The sequence below is a fragment of the Brevibacillus sp. HB1.1 genome (assembly GCF_013332445.1).
Classification (GTDB): Bacteria; Bacillota; Bacilli; order Brevibacillales; family Brevibacillaceae; genus Brevibacillus; species Brevibacillus porteri.
Genome location: NZ_JABMIV010000012.1, coordinates 50543 through 65476, shown reverse-complemented (window position 1 = coordinate 65476; position 14934 = coordinate 50543). Strand labels below are relative to the sequence as shown.

The 14934-nt window shown below is 48.4% G+C and carries 15 protein-coding genes; 3 read left to right on the top strand and 12 right to left on the bottom strand.

Annotated features, from left to right (window positions below; translation table 11 throughout):
- Positions 1-10: 10 nt before the first annotated feature.
- From HPY27_RS24975 to HPY27_RS24960, 4 genes are all read right to left on the bottom strand, one after another.
- Positions 11-478: a cytochrome c oxidase subunit II gene (locus tag HPY27_RS24975; protein ID WP_017247200.1), complete on the bottom strand. Its 468-nt coding sequence runs from the start codon at positions 476-478 to the stop codon at positions 11-13.
- A 23-nt stretch (positions 479-501) separates the two neighbouring features.
- Complete coding sequence (locus HPY27_RS24970) at positions 502-669, bottom strand: hypothetical protein (RefSeq protein WP_017247199.1); 168 nt, start codon at positions 667-669, stop codon at positions 502-504.
- A gap of 226 nt (positions 670-895) precedes the next feature.
- Positions 896-1552, bottom strand: coding sequence for a response regulator transcription factor (locus HPY27_RS24965; protein WP_069851973.1), 657 nt, complete (start codon positions 1550-1552; stop codon positions 896-898).
- Complete coding sequence (locus tag HPY27_RS24960) at positions 1527-2597, bottom strand: PAS domain-containing sensor histidine kinase (RefSeq protein ID WP_026042944.1); 1071 nt, start codon at positions 2595-2597, stop codon at positions 1527-1529. The genes HPY27_RS24965 and HPY27_RS24960 overlap by 26 nt, the downstream gene beginning before the upstream one ends.
- A gap of 161 nt (positions 2598-2758) precedes the next feature.
- Here HPY27_RS24960 and HPY27_RS24955 point away from each other — a divergent pair, with 161 nt between their 5' ends.
- Positions 2759-3274, top strand: coding sequence for a GNAT family N-acetyltransferase (locus HPY27_RS24955; RefSeq protein ID WP_017247197.1), 516 nt, complete (start codon positions 2759-2761; stop codon positions 3272-3274).
- 47 nt (positions 3275-3321) lie between these two features.
- Here HPY27_RS24955 and HPY27_RS24950 read toward each other — a convergent pair whose 3' ends face one another.
- The 4 genes from HPY27_RS24950 to ytaF all read right to left on the bottom strand — a co-directional run bounded on the left by HPY27_RS24950 (position 3322) and on the right by ytaF (position 8760).
- Positions 3322-4296 (bottom strand): copper amine oxidase N-terminal domain-containing protein, encoded by a 975-nt coding sequence (locus HPY27_RS24950; protein WP_017247196.1) that lies wholly within the window; start codon positions 4294-4296, stop codon positions 3322-3324.
- A gap of 126 nt (positions 4297-4422) precedes the next feature.
- A complete protein-coding gene (gene yunB, locus HPY27_RS24945) occupies positions 4423-5124 on the bottom strand; it encodes a sporulation protein YunB (protein WP_017247195.1) in 702 nt (233 codons plus the stop codon).
- 30 nt (positions 5125-5154) lie between these two features.
- On the bottom strand, positions 5155-7959 hold the full coding sequence (locus HPY27_RS24940; RefSeq protein WP_017247194.1) for a calcium-translocating P-type ATPase, SERCA-type: 2805 nt from the start codon (positions 7957-7959) through the stop codon (positions 5155-5157).
- Between the two features lie 108 nt (positions 7960-8067).
- Positions 8068-8760 (bottom strand): sporulation membrane protein YtaF, encoded by a 693-nt coding sequence (ytaF, locus tag HPY27_RS24935; RefSeq protein ID WP_017247193.1) that lies wholly within the window; start codon positions 8758-8760, stop codon positions 8068-8070.
- Positions 8761-8926: 166 nt separating this feature from the next.
- Here ytaF and HPY27_RS24930 point away from each other — a divergent pair, with 166 nt between their 5' ends.
- Complete coding sequence (locus HPY27_RS24930) at positions 8927-9517, top strand: TetR/AcrR family transcriptional regulator (protein WP_017247192.1); 591 nt, start codon at positions 8927-8929, stop codon at positions 9515-9517.
- 19 nt (positions 9518-9536) lie between these two features.
- A complete protein-coding gene (locus tag HPY27_RS24925; protein ID WP_174226249.1) occupies positions 9537-10166 on the top strand; it encodes an HXXEE domain-containing protein in 630 nt (209 codons plus the stop codon).
- Positions 10167-10225: 59 nt separating this feature from the next.
- Here the strand turns inward: HPY27_RS24925 and HPY27_RS24920 are convergent, their stop codons facing one another.
- From HPY27_RS24920 to HPY27_RS24905, 4 genes are all read right to left on the bottom strand, one after another.
- Complete coding sequence (locus tag HPY27_RS24920) at positions 10226-11890, bottom strand: DUF4179 domain-containing protein (RefSeq protein WP_174226248.1); 1665 nt, start codon at positions 11888-11890, stop codon at positions 10226-10228.
- The gene (locus tag HPY27_RS24915; RefSeq protein WP_174226247.1) at positions 11871-12437 is read right to left on the bottom strand and encodes an RNA polymerase sigma factor; all 567 of its coding nucleotides are present in this window, start codon (positions 12435-12437) and stop codon (positions 11871-11873) included. The genes HPY27_RS24920 and HPY27_RS24915 overlap by 20 nt, the downstream gene beginning before the upstream one ends.
- A 191-nt stretch (positions 12438-12628) precedes the next feature.
- Complete coding sequence (locus tag HPY27_RS24910) at positions 12629-14287, bottom strand: DUF4179 domain-containing protein (RefSeq protein WP_174226246.1); 1659 nt, start codon at positions 14285-14287, stop codon at positions 12629-12631.
- On the bottom strand, positions 14268-14834 hold the full coding sequence (locus HPY27_RS24905) for an RNA polymerase sigma factor (RefSeq protein WP_174226245.1): 567 nt from the start codon (positions 14832-14834) through the stop codon (positions 14268-14270). The genes HPY27_RS24910 and HPY27_RS24905 overlap by 20 nt, the downstream gene beginning before the upstream one ends.
- Between the last annotated feature and the right edge of the window lie 100 nt (positions 14835-14934).

The following is a 14934-nucleotide window of genomic DNA, read 5'->3' as shown; positions in this document are numbered from 1 at the left end:
TCACCTACCTTTATTTCACAATAATCGTGGTCGCCATTACCTGATGACCTGCGCCACAGTATTCGTTACAAAGGATCAAATACTCACCTGGCTCGTCAAACGTGTGTGTCGCCGAGCTGATGTGTCCAGGCAGAACCATGAAGTTAATGTTGGTCTCTGGAATCTGGAATCCGTGAATAACGTCTGGACTCGTGACGTGGAAATTCACCGTTGCGCCAACTGGTATTTCCATCTTGTTCGGAGCGAAGCCGAACGCAAATGCTGTCATGTAAGCGTCGTATTCGTTGTCTCCTACCTGTTTCAAGCCTGGTTTATCAAAAGGAGGCGTCTCCGTAACCTTCTCCGGATCAATCATTTCCATATTACTTGGCGGAGCCATCCCCATGGCAAACGCATTGACGCACAACAATACAATAAATAAGGCCAAACCACCTGCGCCAAGCATCAACCAGATTTTTTCATATCGATGCAAATGCATAAGTACCCTCCTTTACTTCCTAATTACGCCCTATCCAGGAAAAGCCCGAATACACCTAACCAACCGACTAGAATAATACCTCCGACGATCAGAACCGCGACAAACGTTCCCTTCAAGTCTTCCTGGTTCGTTTGCAGCTTGCTGGATTTAGATTTCTTGCCTTTCTCCGCCTTGTCAACTTGCGTCTCCATCGCGCTCTTCTCCTTTCCTACGTGCCTCATGGGCGCGGTGTAGTATTCACGCCTTCATTTTACCGCTGGGACCCCTTTGAAGTAATTCGGGGAAATCCCCTAAAATGTTCCGGGAAACCCCTGATTTCGACCGTTTTATGACCGTTTTTGGTCACAGGTTCGACACAAAAAAAGACGACCCCTTATTGGGATCGTCTTTGGTTTACTAAATACAAGAGATCGTACTCTACTCAAAATCAAGCCAGCCCTTCTTAATCGCATACCGCACCAAATCAGGGCGTGTACGCAAGTGGAGCTTTTCCATAATATGCGCTTTATGCGATTCTACCGTCTTGACGGAAACAGTGAGCTGCTCCGCAATTTCCTTGTTACTAAAGCCCTTGGCAATCAAGACCAGCACTTCTTTTTCCCGATCAGTCAGGATGTCGTACTTGGCCTGCTCCTCACCGTTCTTGACCATTTGCAGAAATTCCTCGATCAGAGATTTCGTCGCAGATGGATACAAATAGGCCATGCCTTGATTGACCGAACGGATCGCCGTAATCAAATCGAGGTCAGGGGCGCTTTTTAAAATATAGCCAGCAGCACCAGCTTGGAGTACCCGAAACAGGTATTCCTCGTCATCATGCATCGTAAGCACGAGCACCTGAATGTCGGGTGCCGTTTCCTTCAGTCTGGCAGTTGCCGTCAAGCCGTTTTCCCCAGGCGGCATGCTCAAGTCCATCAAAACGACGTCGGGCCGGACTTCCCATGCTTTTTCACATGCCTCTTTTCCGTCAGCTGCATAACCGACGACTTCCATGTCCTCCTGGGCGTTGATCAGCATCCCCAGCCCAGAGCGTACAATCGCATGATCATCAGCGATCAAGACGCGAATGGTCATTCCCTACCCCCTCCTTCGGCACCGGAATTCGGACGATCACCGTCGTTCCTTCCTCGGGTGCGGAGCGAATATCAACGGTACCACCAAGCAGCTGGGCACGCTCCTTCATGCCAAACACACCGAGACCTTTGCCGATGTTCAATGTTTTCTCTACTTCAAACCCTACGCCGTCATCCACAATCGTGACGACAATTTCCTTCTCCCTATTCTCGAACATGATTCCCAGATGGCTCGCCTTTGCGTATTTTGCTGTATTAGTCATGGCTTCCTGTACAATCCGGTATAACGCTGTTTCCATCGCAGCGGAGTATCTGCGTTTCTCCCCCTGAACATGCAGCTCCACCTGGATGTGAAACGTCTTTTCCACCCGTTTCATCAACGAACGTAATGCAGGGAGTAAACCGAGATCATCCAGTGCAGACGGACGCAGCTCCAGCGCCATGCGCTTCACTTCCTCCATCGCCTTGGAAGTCATATTCACCAATTCCGTGACATGCTGCATAACCGGCTCGCTCAATTCTCGTTGTCTGACTACGTTTAGTCCCACTAAAATACTATAAAGCGCCTGCCCTACGCCATCATGCAGCTCCCGGGCGATGCGCTTTCGTTCTTCTTCTTGTGCTTGGATTGCAAAATTCGTCAGCTTGTACTGGTAGCGCTCTTTTTCCACTCGCTGTTGCGCAGACATATCACGCAAAATCATGACCAGCTTCCCCTGCGATTCATCCTCTAGTCTCGCAGAGCTGGCAGCGACAGGGTAATCCACACCCGATTTCGTTCGAAGCCTCATCTCGAATGAAGGCATTTGCACGCGCTTAAAAAAGCAATCCGTGCAGCTCGTTTCTTCCATACACGTTGCCATTCCGAGACACAGCTCGCAAATATGTTTATCTCGAATCAGCTCTTCTTCTGTCCAGCCCGTCATCTGCTCCAACGCAGCATTGGCCTTTACGATTCGTCCCTCATGATCCATTACCAGGATCGCATCGCTAGCGTTGGCAAAGATGGACTGCATCAGGGAGAGCACTTCACTCGACGTACCCATGCGCTCCTCCTTTTGAGACAATCATTCTATCGTTATTGTAAAGTTTCCATAAAAGAAAGTGTATCAGGGAATTCCCTTATCATCATTCGAATTGACATTTTATTAAATTAGAATATCATCTAATTAGATGAATATAAAATATACTGAAAGGAGCTTTTGACATGCCAAGCACTACTCCCTTCCCAGCCCATAGCGCTCGATTGGTGTTTCAGCCCGTCACGGAACACGATTTCCCCGAGCTGCTGACGGTGTACAATTCAAACCCCGATTATATGGAGTTTGCCTTTGGACAACGGGTCGTCACTTTACAGACAATAGCAGATGACCATCAAGATAATCTGGCGTTTGCGGACTCCTACAGCTTTTCGATAAGAGAAGTCCATGGTACCGAGATCATCGGGATCGCCCAGTTCATTTTGTGTAATCCGCGAGATGGCCACCCTTGGCTAGGTCTCATCATGCTGCACAATGCTTACCAAAACCATGGTTACGCTAAAGAATTCCTGAATACGTTAATCGCCTGGTACCGGGAAAACGGCTACACCTCTCTGCATCTGGCCGTTTTGGAGAAGAATAGCCGGGTCGTACCTTTTTACGAGAGATACGGTTTTGTTGTCTACGAGGAAAGAGAGACGGAAAAACTCGGTCGCGTCATCTGTATGAAATACCCGATCTAGTCATGAACGCAAAAAACGGGATAGCAAATGCCATCCCGTTCTTTCTCTTATTCTACTACGATTTTTTCAGCAGTGCCGATAGGCGGCAGGCTCTTTGTCATCATTGGGCCGTAGAAGGCAACTACTTGCATATCTTCTTTCAGATCTGCAGGCGAGAGTACTTTGTTGTCTCGTGCATTGATGATAACCGTTTTCTCGGTAATGTTCAGGTTGATTTTTTCTTGGGAGGTTTCGGTAATACCGCGACCCTCTACGAGCATTTTGTAGTTGCCATCTTTATCAGCAGAGATGCTCGCTACTTTTCCCGCTGTTGCCAGGATGTCCTGAGTCTCCAGGCCGCCCTTTACCGTGATGCTGAGCACACTCGTTTGTGGCGGCATGCTCATCGCCATGAATTTTTCGGTAGTAGCATCTACAGCCATACCCAGCTTCAAGTCTTCTGGCTTCAGTACTTTACCTGCTTCATCCGTGATTTTCGTATCTTCCGTCAGGTGCAGGATGATGCCAGACTCGTAAATGTTCAGTGTAACCGAGTAGCCTTTGTCGGATTTGCTGATGTTAGTAATGGTACCTGTACGCATAGGAGCGATTTCGTCTTCCACTACAGTTACTGCATCATCGGTTACATTCACTTCTGCTTGTAGGATTTCGTCTACGAATTTAACTGGCACATATGTACTGCCATTCAGTACACGCGGCTCCGCTCCCAATGTTTTGTACATTTTTGCGAAAGGATAGCGATCCTCTCCTTCTTTTGCGTAGCTGGTGATCGCGCCTCTTTGCACTTCTGCTGCTTTTTCCTTGTCGTTCCAGCTTACTTTGAAGCCAAGGGCTTCAGCAACGGGACGAAGTGGAACCAGTACGGTTTGTTGACCTTTATCGAAGATCGCATCTTGTGCGATTGCTTGACCGTTAATGTTAACGGAAAGTTCTTTTACTGGTTCGGAGGTTGCAGATACCACGCTAGTTCCCAAAACGGCCAGTGCCGCGATTGTCATCATGCCTGTACGGATTGTTTTCATGTTGTTTACGCCTCCAATGTTCTTGCTTGTTTTTGTGTGTCTCTATTCATTGGACGGCACCATTTCAGAAACGTTTCAATAAATTTTTCATAGATGTGTAAATCGTTCGCGTATAAGCGAAAAACATCACGGCTGGCTTGGGATTTGGTTGTTTCGTGGCATCGGCACATCGGGCTTGCCTGACGGGTTATCGTACAAATAAGTCGGTACCTTGCCGACGATCAGGGCTTCGGAGACCGGGATTTGTGTGGTGACCGTCTGTTGCTTGGTCGCAAACGGGATTATGACCCGCAAATCGACCTCGACGTGAATGTAGACAGTCACCAGCACCATGTTGATCCCGGCTTGCTTCAGGCCTGTTTCCAGCTTCGTTTTGACGGCTCCAATCGGAACGAACGACACCGGGATATCAGGCCCAAAGTGCTCCAGAAAGACGTTTTTGGTAGCCAAGCCTAGTGGTATGGTTGTGCGGACGTGCTCCTGCTCGAATTCCTTCAAGCGATTTTGAATACGGGCTGTCGTTTCTCCCACAATCCGGGAGTACTCTTTGAAATTAAAATTCACCGCTTTGATGCTGCCATTCTCGTCTTTCTCCATAATGACAACTTCGTTGACGTCGAGACCCTGCTGGGACATGCGTTTGGTGACTGCATCGGTAATAGCGAGCTTGGCGACCTGCTCTGCCTTGGCCTGGGCAATCAACATCAACGTCGGCTCTACCCTGCGTTCCACAACGATAAACAAAACGATCAATACCACCATGATCAGCAGGATCCCAGCGAAAATTTTCCTTCTACGTCTTTTCCATCCTCCCCTTCTCAAGCGCACAATGGCTTCCTCTCCCCTTTGGCGGCTCGGTTAGTCAGGACGAACCGTACGCATAGCTGGGCGTTTCTCTTTGCTTGTGCGCTGTCTGCCGCTGGTAAGCACCCCACCGATTCCCGCGACAAACGTAGGAACTCCCGCCGCGACTAAAATTAATGCCCAATCCCGCAGATTCAGATCCGTTGTTTTGAAGATCGGCTGGAGTGTCTCCATGTATACGACACCGATCACGAGCACGATCGACGAAAGTACGGCCCAGACGAGATATTTGTTTTCAAATACATTGCGGTGAAAAACGCTGTATTGACTCCGGCAATCGAAAACGTGAATCAGCTGCGCCATAACCAACGTGACGAAAGCGACAGTTTGGGCATGCACCAAGTCATTCGGATTCTCTTTGAGAGTCAGCCAGAAGGCCAAGAGCGTCATGGCCCCGATGAGGAAGCCACGGCTAATAATTTTCCAGCCCAACCCCCGGCTGAATATGTTCTCTGCCTTGTTGCGCGGCTTCTGATACATCGTATCTTTCTCCGCCTGATCGACGCCCAGCGCCATGGCCGGTAAACCATCTGTCACGAGATTGACCCACAAGATCTGGATCGGAACCAAAGGTAAAGGAAGCCCGAGGAGCATTGCAAAAAACATAACGAGAATTTCGCCTACGTTGGACGCCAGCAAATAACGGATGAATTTTCGAATGTTGTCATAGATGTTACGCCCTTCCTCGACGGCGGCGACAATCGTGGCGAAGTTATCGTCGCGGAGCACGAGGTCGGCCGCTTCCTTCGTCACATCTGTACCGGTAATCCCCATCGCGATCCCAATGTCTGAGGTCTTGATCGCAGGAGCATCATTGACACCATCTCCGGTCATGGCAACAACATGGCCTTGGCTTTGCAGGGCACGGACGATCCGCAGCTTGTGCTCAGGGGATACACGGGCATAGACAGTCACTCGCTCCGCATACTCTGCGAGCTGCTCATCTGACATGTTGTCCAGTTCACGTCCCTCCAGCACCTCTCCGTAGCCACGCATCAAGCCAATCTGCCGGGCGATTGCCTCTGCTGTTACCTTGTGGTCGCCTGTAATCATGACCGTCTTGATTCCTGCTTGATGGCACAGATTGATCGCTGGACGCACCTCTTCACGTGGTGGATCGATCATCCCGGCCAATCCGACAAAGACGAGATTGTTTTCCAGGGTGCCGATCGGCTGTCCCGGGCGATAGCCTTGCAGTGTCTTATACGCGAAGCCCAGTACACGCAGCGCTTTGCCTGCCATCCTTTCCGTTTGCTCCAGTACTTGGTGGCGAAGCGTCGCAGAGAGTGGAATGAGCTCTCCCTTCCACAAAACGTGTGTCGATCTCGCCAGCAATGCCTCCGCTGCGCCTTTGGTCAGCAGGGAATACACACCGTCCGTCCCCTTTTCAACGACCGACATCATTTTGCGGTCAGAATCAAAGGGGAGCTCCTCCACACGCTGTCCCTGATTCTTCTGGTTGCTACGCTCTGTATTGCCGCCCAATGCCTTCGCGGAAAGCACCTTGAGAGCACCTTCTGTCGGGTCGCCTACGACTTGCCAAAAGCGTGACGTCTTGCCCATTCCAAGCAAATTGCGCGTGCTTTGCTCCTCGCATGTCAATCGGGCGTTGTTGCATCGGTCTGCGATTCGGATCATTTGCGAGAGCGCTCCGTCACGGGCGGGAGATACCATCTTCCCTAGATAGTGAAAGGCTCCCTCTGGTGCGTAGCCGCTACCGCTCACTTCATACGTGGAATCGCTGTGCCACACTTGCGTAACGGTCATTTTATTTTGAGTCAGGGTGCCTGTTTTATCAGAGCAAATGACAGAGGCGCAGCCCAATGTCTCGACTGATGGGAGCTTGCGTACGATCGCATTGCGCCGGATCATACGCTGGACGCCAAGCGCTAGCGCGACAGTCACAATCGCCGGCAAGCCTTCCGGAATCGCCGCCACTGCGAGACTCACCCCGGCGAGGAACATCGTAAATAGCTCATGACCATGCCAGACACCAGCAGCGATGACCACAATGGTCAACAGCAGTGCAACGACCACCAGAATTTTGCCCATTTGCTCCAATCGTAGCTGCAAAGGGGTTTCTGCTTCTTCCGCTGTATTCATCAAGTGCGCGATTTTCCCAATTTCCGTGCTCATCCCTGTCGCTACAACGAGGCCGCTCCCTGTTCCTCCGGTCACCATCGTGCCCATGAACGCGAGGTTTTTTTGGTCGCCAAGCGGTACAGTAGATGCCTGGGCTGTCTCCAGTCTTTTCACGTTTTTACCGACGGGGACAGACTCCCCTGTCAACGCAGACTCCTCCACCTCTAGCCGATTGGCCGAAAGCAAACGCAAATCTGCGGGAACACGATCCCCGGCCTCCAATTGCACCAGATCACCAGGTACCAGCCGCGAAGCCGGTATCATGGAAATATGCCCGCCCCGGATAACGCGCGCCATCGGGGATGCCAGCTCCTTCAGCGCTTGCAAGGATCGCTCAGCCTTGGCCTCCTGAATAAAACCGAGGATACCGTTAATGAGGATGATCGCGATAATCGCAATCGCATCCAGGTACTCTCCGAGGAAGTATGAGATCAGTGTTGCGATGAACAGGATGAGTACCATAAAATCCTTGAACTGATCAACAAAGACCGAGTAGAGAGGCTTTCGCTTTTGTTCAGCCAACTGGTTGGCACCTTGTTTAGCCAGTCGCCGCTCCGCCTCCTGCTGAGTCAACCCTTGCGCAGCATCACTATGAAGGGCTTCGGTCACGTCGGCCGCCGCCAGCGTGTACCATTTTCGAATTGGCTGTGTATCCACCTACATCTCCTCCATCCACATCTCACTCCTTTTCATGTGTATGCAGACGAGCTAGAAAATAAAACAACCCGTCCATTTATCTGGACGGGTTTGTGATTGGTTTGTCGGTTATTTCAAGCTTTTGGCTACACCAATGCAAATCAACAAAATCGGCGGCAGCCAGGTGAGTCGCGTCAACCAGCTGGCTTTTCCTGCGCGCCTGCCGAGGGCAATTCCTACCACAAGAAGCAAGGCACTCATCACCGCGATACAGAGAGCGACGAGCAGTGGCGAGTATCCCAAAAACGTAAGGCTGATGCCTGCCCCGAAAGCATCCAAAGACAGGGCAAGCCCCAACATGACGGCCTCCCAGCCCATAATATGCCCAGAGCGGTCAGCGTCGGCTTTGGAGGGGTCTTTTAAAATCTGAATCATGACACCAAAAATGCGGAACTGCGACAATAATACGATGGGTTCCTGCTCTTCCTGTTTTTCTGCGGCTACAACGGCACCGCTGCTCGCAGCAGTAGACTCCTGAGCCTCTGTCCCCGAACGTGTCGCAATGAGCCGCCACAGTGTAAACAAACCCATGAGGATCAAGACCGCGGCACCAATATACTTGCCGATCTCGGGGGTTAACCATTCGGTGAGGGATGAGCCTACAAGCATGACACCATATACAACAGCAAACGAACAACCGGAAACGACGACGAGCGACAAAAAGGGCATTCTCATGTTCCGTAAACCATACGTCAATCCTACACTGACACTGTCCATGCTGATGGCCAGGGAAACGAGCAGGAGTGCGAGCCATCCGCTCATATGTGGTCACCTCTTTCCCATTGCCTATTAGGTATACGCGAAAAGCTCCGCTGATGTGCCAAGAAATCATTGTCTTCTCAGTTGGAAAGTGATACTATTCAATTAAACAATGTTTAAAACATCGTTTAACACAAACGTTTTGCTTCCAATAAAAAGGAGGTTGGTCATGTCACAGGTAGATAAAAACAGCGAAACGAAAGCGAAAATTTTGCAGTCGACACTGGATTTGATCAAGATGGAGGGCTTCGAGAGTGTGACGGTGCGGAAAATCGCAGCCGACTCTGGTACTAACGTAGCTTTGGTTAACTACTATTTCGGTTCCAAGGATAAGCTCATTAATGAAGCCCTCAGTGCATTTTTAGGAAGCTTTACAGCCACATTTGATATCTTGGAAAACACATCTCTGCTTCCCCAAGAACGACTCAAGCAGTTTTTCATGAGCTACGTGCAGATCATCCAGCAATATCCCGAGCTGGTTTCCCGAATCTTTTCGCTGGGCGGAGCTGTATTTACCTCGCAATATGAGTACGGCCAATTCCTAAAAAGCATCGGGTTTGTGAAGATTGAGGGAGTTTTGAAGGAAATGACCCACGAAGAAAACCACGAAGTTCTCATGATGATGATCATGCAGCTGTTTGGAGCGATTTTTCTGCCAGCCTTGCTCAAGTCGATATTGTCTACTGGCGCTGGCATCGAGGTCGCTTCCGTAGAACAACAGATTGATTTGTTATTCGCACGCTATTTTCATGAAAAATAGGAAATAGGGGGAGAGACAGATGGACTTTTTGCGAAAATATTGGTCTGATCTCGGTCTGTTAGTGGCAATTGGCGTTGGTCTGTATTTGATGATTCAATGGAGCACCATTCCTGCTATTGAGCGGCTGTTGTGGCTAAGCTTCATCGCCATCCTTGTGCATCAGTATGAAGAGTACCGTTGGCCGGGATATTTTGCCGGACTGTTTAATGGTTTGATTTTCAAAAGCAGCCATCCAGAACGATACCCGCTGAATCCACAGTCTGCGATGATCATCAACCTCGTCATTGCCTATATCTTTTATCTAGTTCCCCTCTTCTTCCCGACGGTCGTCTGGCTCGGCTTGGCACCGATTCTCATGGGCTTCTTCCAGTTTATCTGGCATGGAATTTTTGCGAATCTAAAAGCGAAAACGCTCTACAATCCGGGCTTGTTCGCCGTGATTTTCTTCCACATCCCGATCGGGGTATGGTATATCCGGCATATCATCTCCACTGGCATGGTAACCACGTCAGACTGGATCATCGGAACGGGCTACTTCATCGTTGCGGTGTACATTCTCATTGTGAAGGGGAATATGTGGCTGAAGGACGAAAATTCGCGTTATACCTTTACTCGTCAGCAGTTGGGGCCTTACGTACACAAATCATAAAAACCAGCTCCTGTGATGAAAAAGAAGAGGCCACTGTCGGCCTCTTCTTTTTCTTTGAACTATTTGATTTCAAAAGGTACTTCCCACTTCACGTCATGTTCCACCATATAGGTAGCATAGGATACCGTGAGCTTTTTCGGTTCTTGCTTCAAGCGTGGGATGGTGATCTTGCCTTTGATCTGTACCCGTCCGTCCTTGTCTCTGGTGCTTTCCGTACTCACTCCCGCAGAGTAAGCCTTCCCATTTTCATCCTTTACAAACCAATCGTGGTTCTCAACTATGCCTTTTCCTAATGTACCCTCTATGGTCATTACGGCCTCACCTAGATCTTCGCCGTTACCTGGCTCCCATGCAAAAGAAGAGAATGTAAAGGTACTGCCTGTTGTCTCATCCTTGAAAGTCGCAGCTTTCTTGTCTAGTTCTGTTGGAACCAGATCAAATTTAGGCGATGCCAGTTTTTTCTCATAAATCTTCTGAAGCTCAAGCTTTAATTTTTGTTCTCCCTGTATCGGGCCAAATGTATGCCACCAATTCAAGACATCGCCTTCTGGTCCTTCTTCCGCTTCTTCTTCTGTTCTCGGTGTGAAAAGAACATTCTCCTTGTTATCAAGCCCATCATCCAATGATTTCATATCCCAAGCTGCTACCACTTCCCCTTTTTCATTGGTGATTTCGTACATCATATTCTCTCCCGAAAAAGCAGGATCACGCTCTTTTTCTGTGATAATGGAGCCTCGCGGATTTTTCTGATCGTACAGGATCGACGTTCGTTCAACGTCCAAATAAGCTGATTTTGGGAAAGTGGTATCCAGCATGACCCGTGTCGCACTCGGGGAAAATTCGATATTTTTCAGCTCAATCCCGAGCCCTTGCGGCGATTTAAAAACAGTATCCTTGAAGGCAACCGTTTTCGTCGCTTCCTTGGCTTTCTTCATATCGATCGGAATTTCCAATGACCATTTTCCTGTCTTACCTGCGATTTCTGTCTGTTCTAAATGTAAGGTCAGTTTGTCGGGAATAGCCTCAGATGATTCGAAGATTTCATTCAAATATCGCTCTGTGATGAAAAACTCTCCATGACTTCCCCAATTATCTCCTTCATCATCCTCGAACCAATTCTTCCCGTTCTGATCCATCAGCTTCGCATTCAAAATATGGTTTTCTATCTTCTTGCCGCTCTGGTCATATACATCATAGATGACTGCGATCCTCATCGAGTCAGCCAACAGCTCTTTTAACTCGACAGTAATTCCTTGATCGGTTGCCTTTTGCTCCAGCTTTTGAACAAGACCTTTATGGACGGCGTTTATCATACCGCTATCCGCATCCTTCTCAATCTGGAACAAGCTATTCACATAATTCGCAAATGTCGGTGATACAACGGTTCCTGTTACCACCAATGCCGTAAGTCCTGCTACTACCAATCCCGTCTTCTTCACAATATCCCAACCCCTTTGTCTTCTGGTTCGGGAGGAGCGCTTTCTCCTAGAACGTGCAGGAACTGCATCAGACAGCTTATCCATGACCTCATCTGTAAACGTATCGGGTACAGGAGCCTCCAAAACGGTGGAAAAATCCTCATCCTGCATGCCTTCTCCCCATTCTTGCAGGTTCTTCTGGCATTGTGGACAATTTTCCACATGTTGCTCCAATCCTTTGCTCTCGGCAGGGGCAAGCTCATCGTTTACGTATAGCTTCCATTGATTAAACATGAAGCATTTCATAAATAGCTCCCCCTCCCATCGTTTTCGTCAGGCTGTCCTTCATCTTTTTGCGGGCGCGGAATAAACGCATCTGAACGGAGCTCTCCGAGTAGGACAGTCGCTCGCTGATTTCCCTATACGACAGTCGCTGTAGGTAAAACAGGACGAATACCTCCCGATACTCCTCATCCAGCAGCATGATGCTGCGCTCCAGTTCGGCGTCCCGCTCCTTTTTCAACAAAGTCGACTCAGGCGTGTCTGGGTCAATTAGCTGCTCCTCATCGATTTCTACCTGCTCTGTTCGTTTGCGTTTTCTCATTTCATCGAAACAATGATTGCTCGCAATTCGATACAGCCATGAAGAAAACCTATACTCAGGCCGATAGTCGTGCAAACGATAAAAGGTTTTGATAAACACGTCTTGAGCCAAATCCTGTGCGTCTTGCATGTTGCCGATCATCCTGTACAAATAGCCGACAATCTTGCCCTTGTATCTGTCGACAATTTGTCTGTACTGCTCATGATCGCCAGCCAGGATTTGCTCGATTAGTTCCTGATCGTCCGGCATTTTGCTACTCCTCCATCTATCACAGATCAAGCCAGCGGGGAATGCTGCGCAGCTTCCGTTTTGGTTGAATCATAAGCTAATACGGTATAAATAGGAAAACCTTTCTCTACTTTTAAAAAATTCTAGAATCAGTTATTCAAATAAAAAAAGAAGAGGCCTCTGTCAGCCCTCTTCCCCTGTCTGTCTTTCATCTATTTGATTTCAATCGGTACTTCCCAATTCACGTCGTGTTCCACCGTATATTCAGTAAAAGATACAGAGAGATTTTTCGGTTGTTGCTCCATGCGCGGAATCTCCAACGTGCCTTTGAAGTGTACGCGTCCGTCTTTGTCTCTATTGTATTCTGCATCCAAGTCCGCTTGGTAGGAGCTCCCATGTTCATCCTTTGCAGACCAAAAGTTGGTTTCGACTACGTCTTTTCCTAACGTACCCTCTACTGTCACCACAGCTTTACCTGGTTCCACGTCTTTACCGGGCTCCCATGCAAAAGAAGAAAACGTAAAGGTACTGCCTGACTCATCCTTGAATGTGGCTGCTTTCTTGTTTCGTTCTGTTGGAACCAGATCGAATTTAGACGAAGCCAGTTTTTGCTCGTATATTTTTTTGAGCTGAAGCTTTAATTTTTGTTCACCCTGTATTGGGGCAAATGTATGCCACCACTTCATAACATCGCCTTCTTCTTTGCCGAAAGTTCCAGATACCGGAAGTATATTTTTTACTTCCCTAAGTCCTTCATCCAATAAGTTCATATCCCAAGCTGCTACAACCTCACCTTTTTCGTTGGTAACTTCGTACGCAATACCCTCTCCCGAAAAAGCAGGTTCACGTCTTTTTTGCGTGGTATTAATGCCTTTCGGATGATCCTTATCGTATTGAATCACTGTCCGTTGACTCTCTACATAAGCTGATTCTGGGATGGTTGTATCTAGCATGACCCGCGTAGCACTTGGGGAAAATTCGACTTTTTTCATTTCAATATTGAGTCCCAGTGGTGATCGAAATACGGTATCCTTGAAAGCAACTGTTTTGGTCGCTTCCTTGGCTTTCTTCATATCAATGGGAATTTCCAATGCCCATTTTCCTGGTTTTTCTGCGAGTTCTACCTGTTTTAATTGTAAAGTCAGTTGGTCCGGAGTAGCCTCAACAGATTCAAAAATATTGTTCAAAAGAAGCTCTGTGATGAAAAACTGTCCATGCTTACTTTCTCGATCCCTCTTTCCGACCTTTTCCAACCAATCCTTTCCGGTTGAATCAATCAATTGAACCTCCATAATATGGTCTTCTTCATCAATCTGTTTGCCGGACTGGTCGTACACATCATAGATGACCGCAATCCGCATCGAGTCAGCCATCAGCTCTTTTGCTTCGAAAGTAATTCCTTGATCCGTTACCTTTTGCTCCAGCTTTTGGACAAGGCCTTTATGGACGGCATTTTTCATGCCACTATCCGCATCCTTTTCAATCTGGAACAAGCTATTCACATAATTCGCAAACGTCGGTGATACAACGGTTCCTGTCACTACTAACGCCGTAAGTCCTGCTACTACCAATCCTGTCTTCTTCACAATATCCCAGCCCCTTTGTCTTCTGGTTCGGGAGGAGTGCTTCCGTGCCGTACGTGTGGGAATCGCTTCGAACAGTTTACTCATGACCTCGTTCGTAAACGTATCGGGTACAGGAACTTCCGGATAGGTGGAAAATTCCTCTTCCAGCATGTGATCTACCCACTCTTGCAGCTTTCTTTGGCATTGTGGGCATTGTTCTGCGTGCTGCTCTAATCCTTTGCTTTCGGAAGGGGAGAGCTCGCCATTTTCATAGAGCTTCCATTGATTAAACATGAAGCATGTCATAAACATCTCCCCCTCCCATTGTTTTCGTCAGGCTTTTCTTCAGCTCTTTACGGGCACGGAACAAGCGCATTTGAACAGCGCTCTCCGTAAGAGACAATCGCTTGCTGATTTCCCGATACGACAGACGCTGCAAGTAGTGCAGGACAAATACCTCGCGATACTCCTCATCCAGTTGCATGATACTTCGTTCCAGATGGGCGTCCCGTTCCTTTTTTAACAGGGCGGTCTCTGGTGTCTCTGGATCAATGATCTGTTCCTCCACGATTGCCGTCTGCTCTGTCCTTTTGCGTCTTCTCATTTCATCGAGACAGTGATTGCTCGCGATTCGATACAGCCATGAAGAAAACTTGTGCTCAGGCCGATAGTCTTTCAATTGGTAAAAGGTTTTGGTAAACACGTCTTGAGCCAAATCCTGTGCATCCGGCATGTTACCGATGATTTTGTACAAGTAAGTAACGATCTTACCCTTGTACCTGTCGATAATCTGACTGTACAACTGATGATTGCCAGCCAGGATTTGCTCGATCAATTCCCGATCGTCCGGCATTTTTACTACTCCTCCATCTATAACCGATCAGCCTTTGGGGAATGCTGCGCAGCTTCCGTTTTGGGTGATTCACCACTAATACGAATTTGCTGGAAAATCC

Excerpts from the sequence above, each read along its gene's own strand:
- HPY27_RS24930 (WP_017247192.1), top strand. The coding sequence starts at position 8,927 with ATGTCACAGGTAGATAAAAACAGCGAAACGAAAGCGAAAATTTTGCAG.
- HPY27_RS24915 (WP_174226247.1), bottom strand. The coding sequence starts at position 12,437 with ATGCCGGACGATCAGGAACTAATCGAGCAAATCCTGGCTGGCGATCAT.
- HPY27_RS24910 (WP_174226246.1), bottom strand. The coding sequence starts at position 14,287 with ATGACATGCTTCATGTTTAATCAATGGAAGCTCTATGAAAATGGCGAG.
- HPY27_RS24975 (WP_017247200.1), bottom strand. The coding sequence starts at position 478 with ATGCATTTGCATCGATATGAAAAAATCTGGTTGATGCTTGGCGCAGGT.
- HPY27_RS24950 (WP_017247196.1), bottom strand. The coding sequence starts at position 4,296 with ATGAAAACAATCCGTACAGGCATGATGACAATCGCGGCACTGGCCGTT.
- HPY27_RS24955 (WP_017247197.1), top strand. The coding sequence starts at position 2,759 with ATGCCAAGCACTACTCCCTTCCCAGCCCATAGCGCTCGATTGGTGTTT.
- HPY27_RS24905 (WP_174226245.1), bottom strand. The coding sequence starts at position 14,834 with ATGCCGGACGATCGGGAATTGATCGAGCAAATCCTGGCTGGCAATCAT.
- HPY27_RS24970 (WP_017247199.1), bottom strand. The coding sequence starts at position 669 with ATGGAGACGCAAGTTGACAAGGCGGAGAAAGGCAAGAAATCTAAATCC.
- ytaF (WP_017247193.1), bottom strand. The coding sequence starts at position 8,760 with ATGAGCGGATGGCTCGCACTCCTGCTCGTTTCCCTGGCCATCAGCATG.
- HPY27_RS24960 (WP_026042944.1), bottom strand. The coding sequence starts at position 2,597 with ATGGGTACGTCGAGTGAAGTGCTCTCCCTGATGCAGTCCATCTTTGCC.
- HPY27_RS24925 (WP_174226249.1), top strand. The coding sequence starts at position 9,537 with ATGGACTTTTTGCGAAAATATTGGTCTGATCTCGGTCTGTTAGTGGCA.
- HPY27_RS24965 (WP_069851973.1), bottom strand. The coding sequence starts at position 1,552 with ATGACCATTCGCGTCTTGATCGCTGATGATCATGCGATTGTACGCTCT.
- HPY27_RS24920 (WP_174226248.1), bottom strand. The coding sequence starts at position 11,890 with ATGAAATGCTTCATGTTTAATCAATGGAAGCTATACGTAAACGATGAG.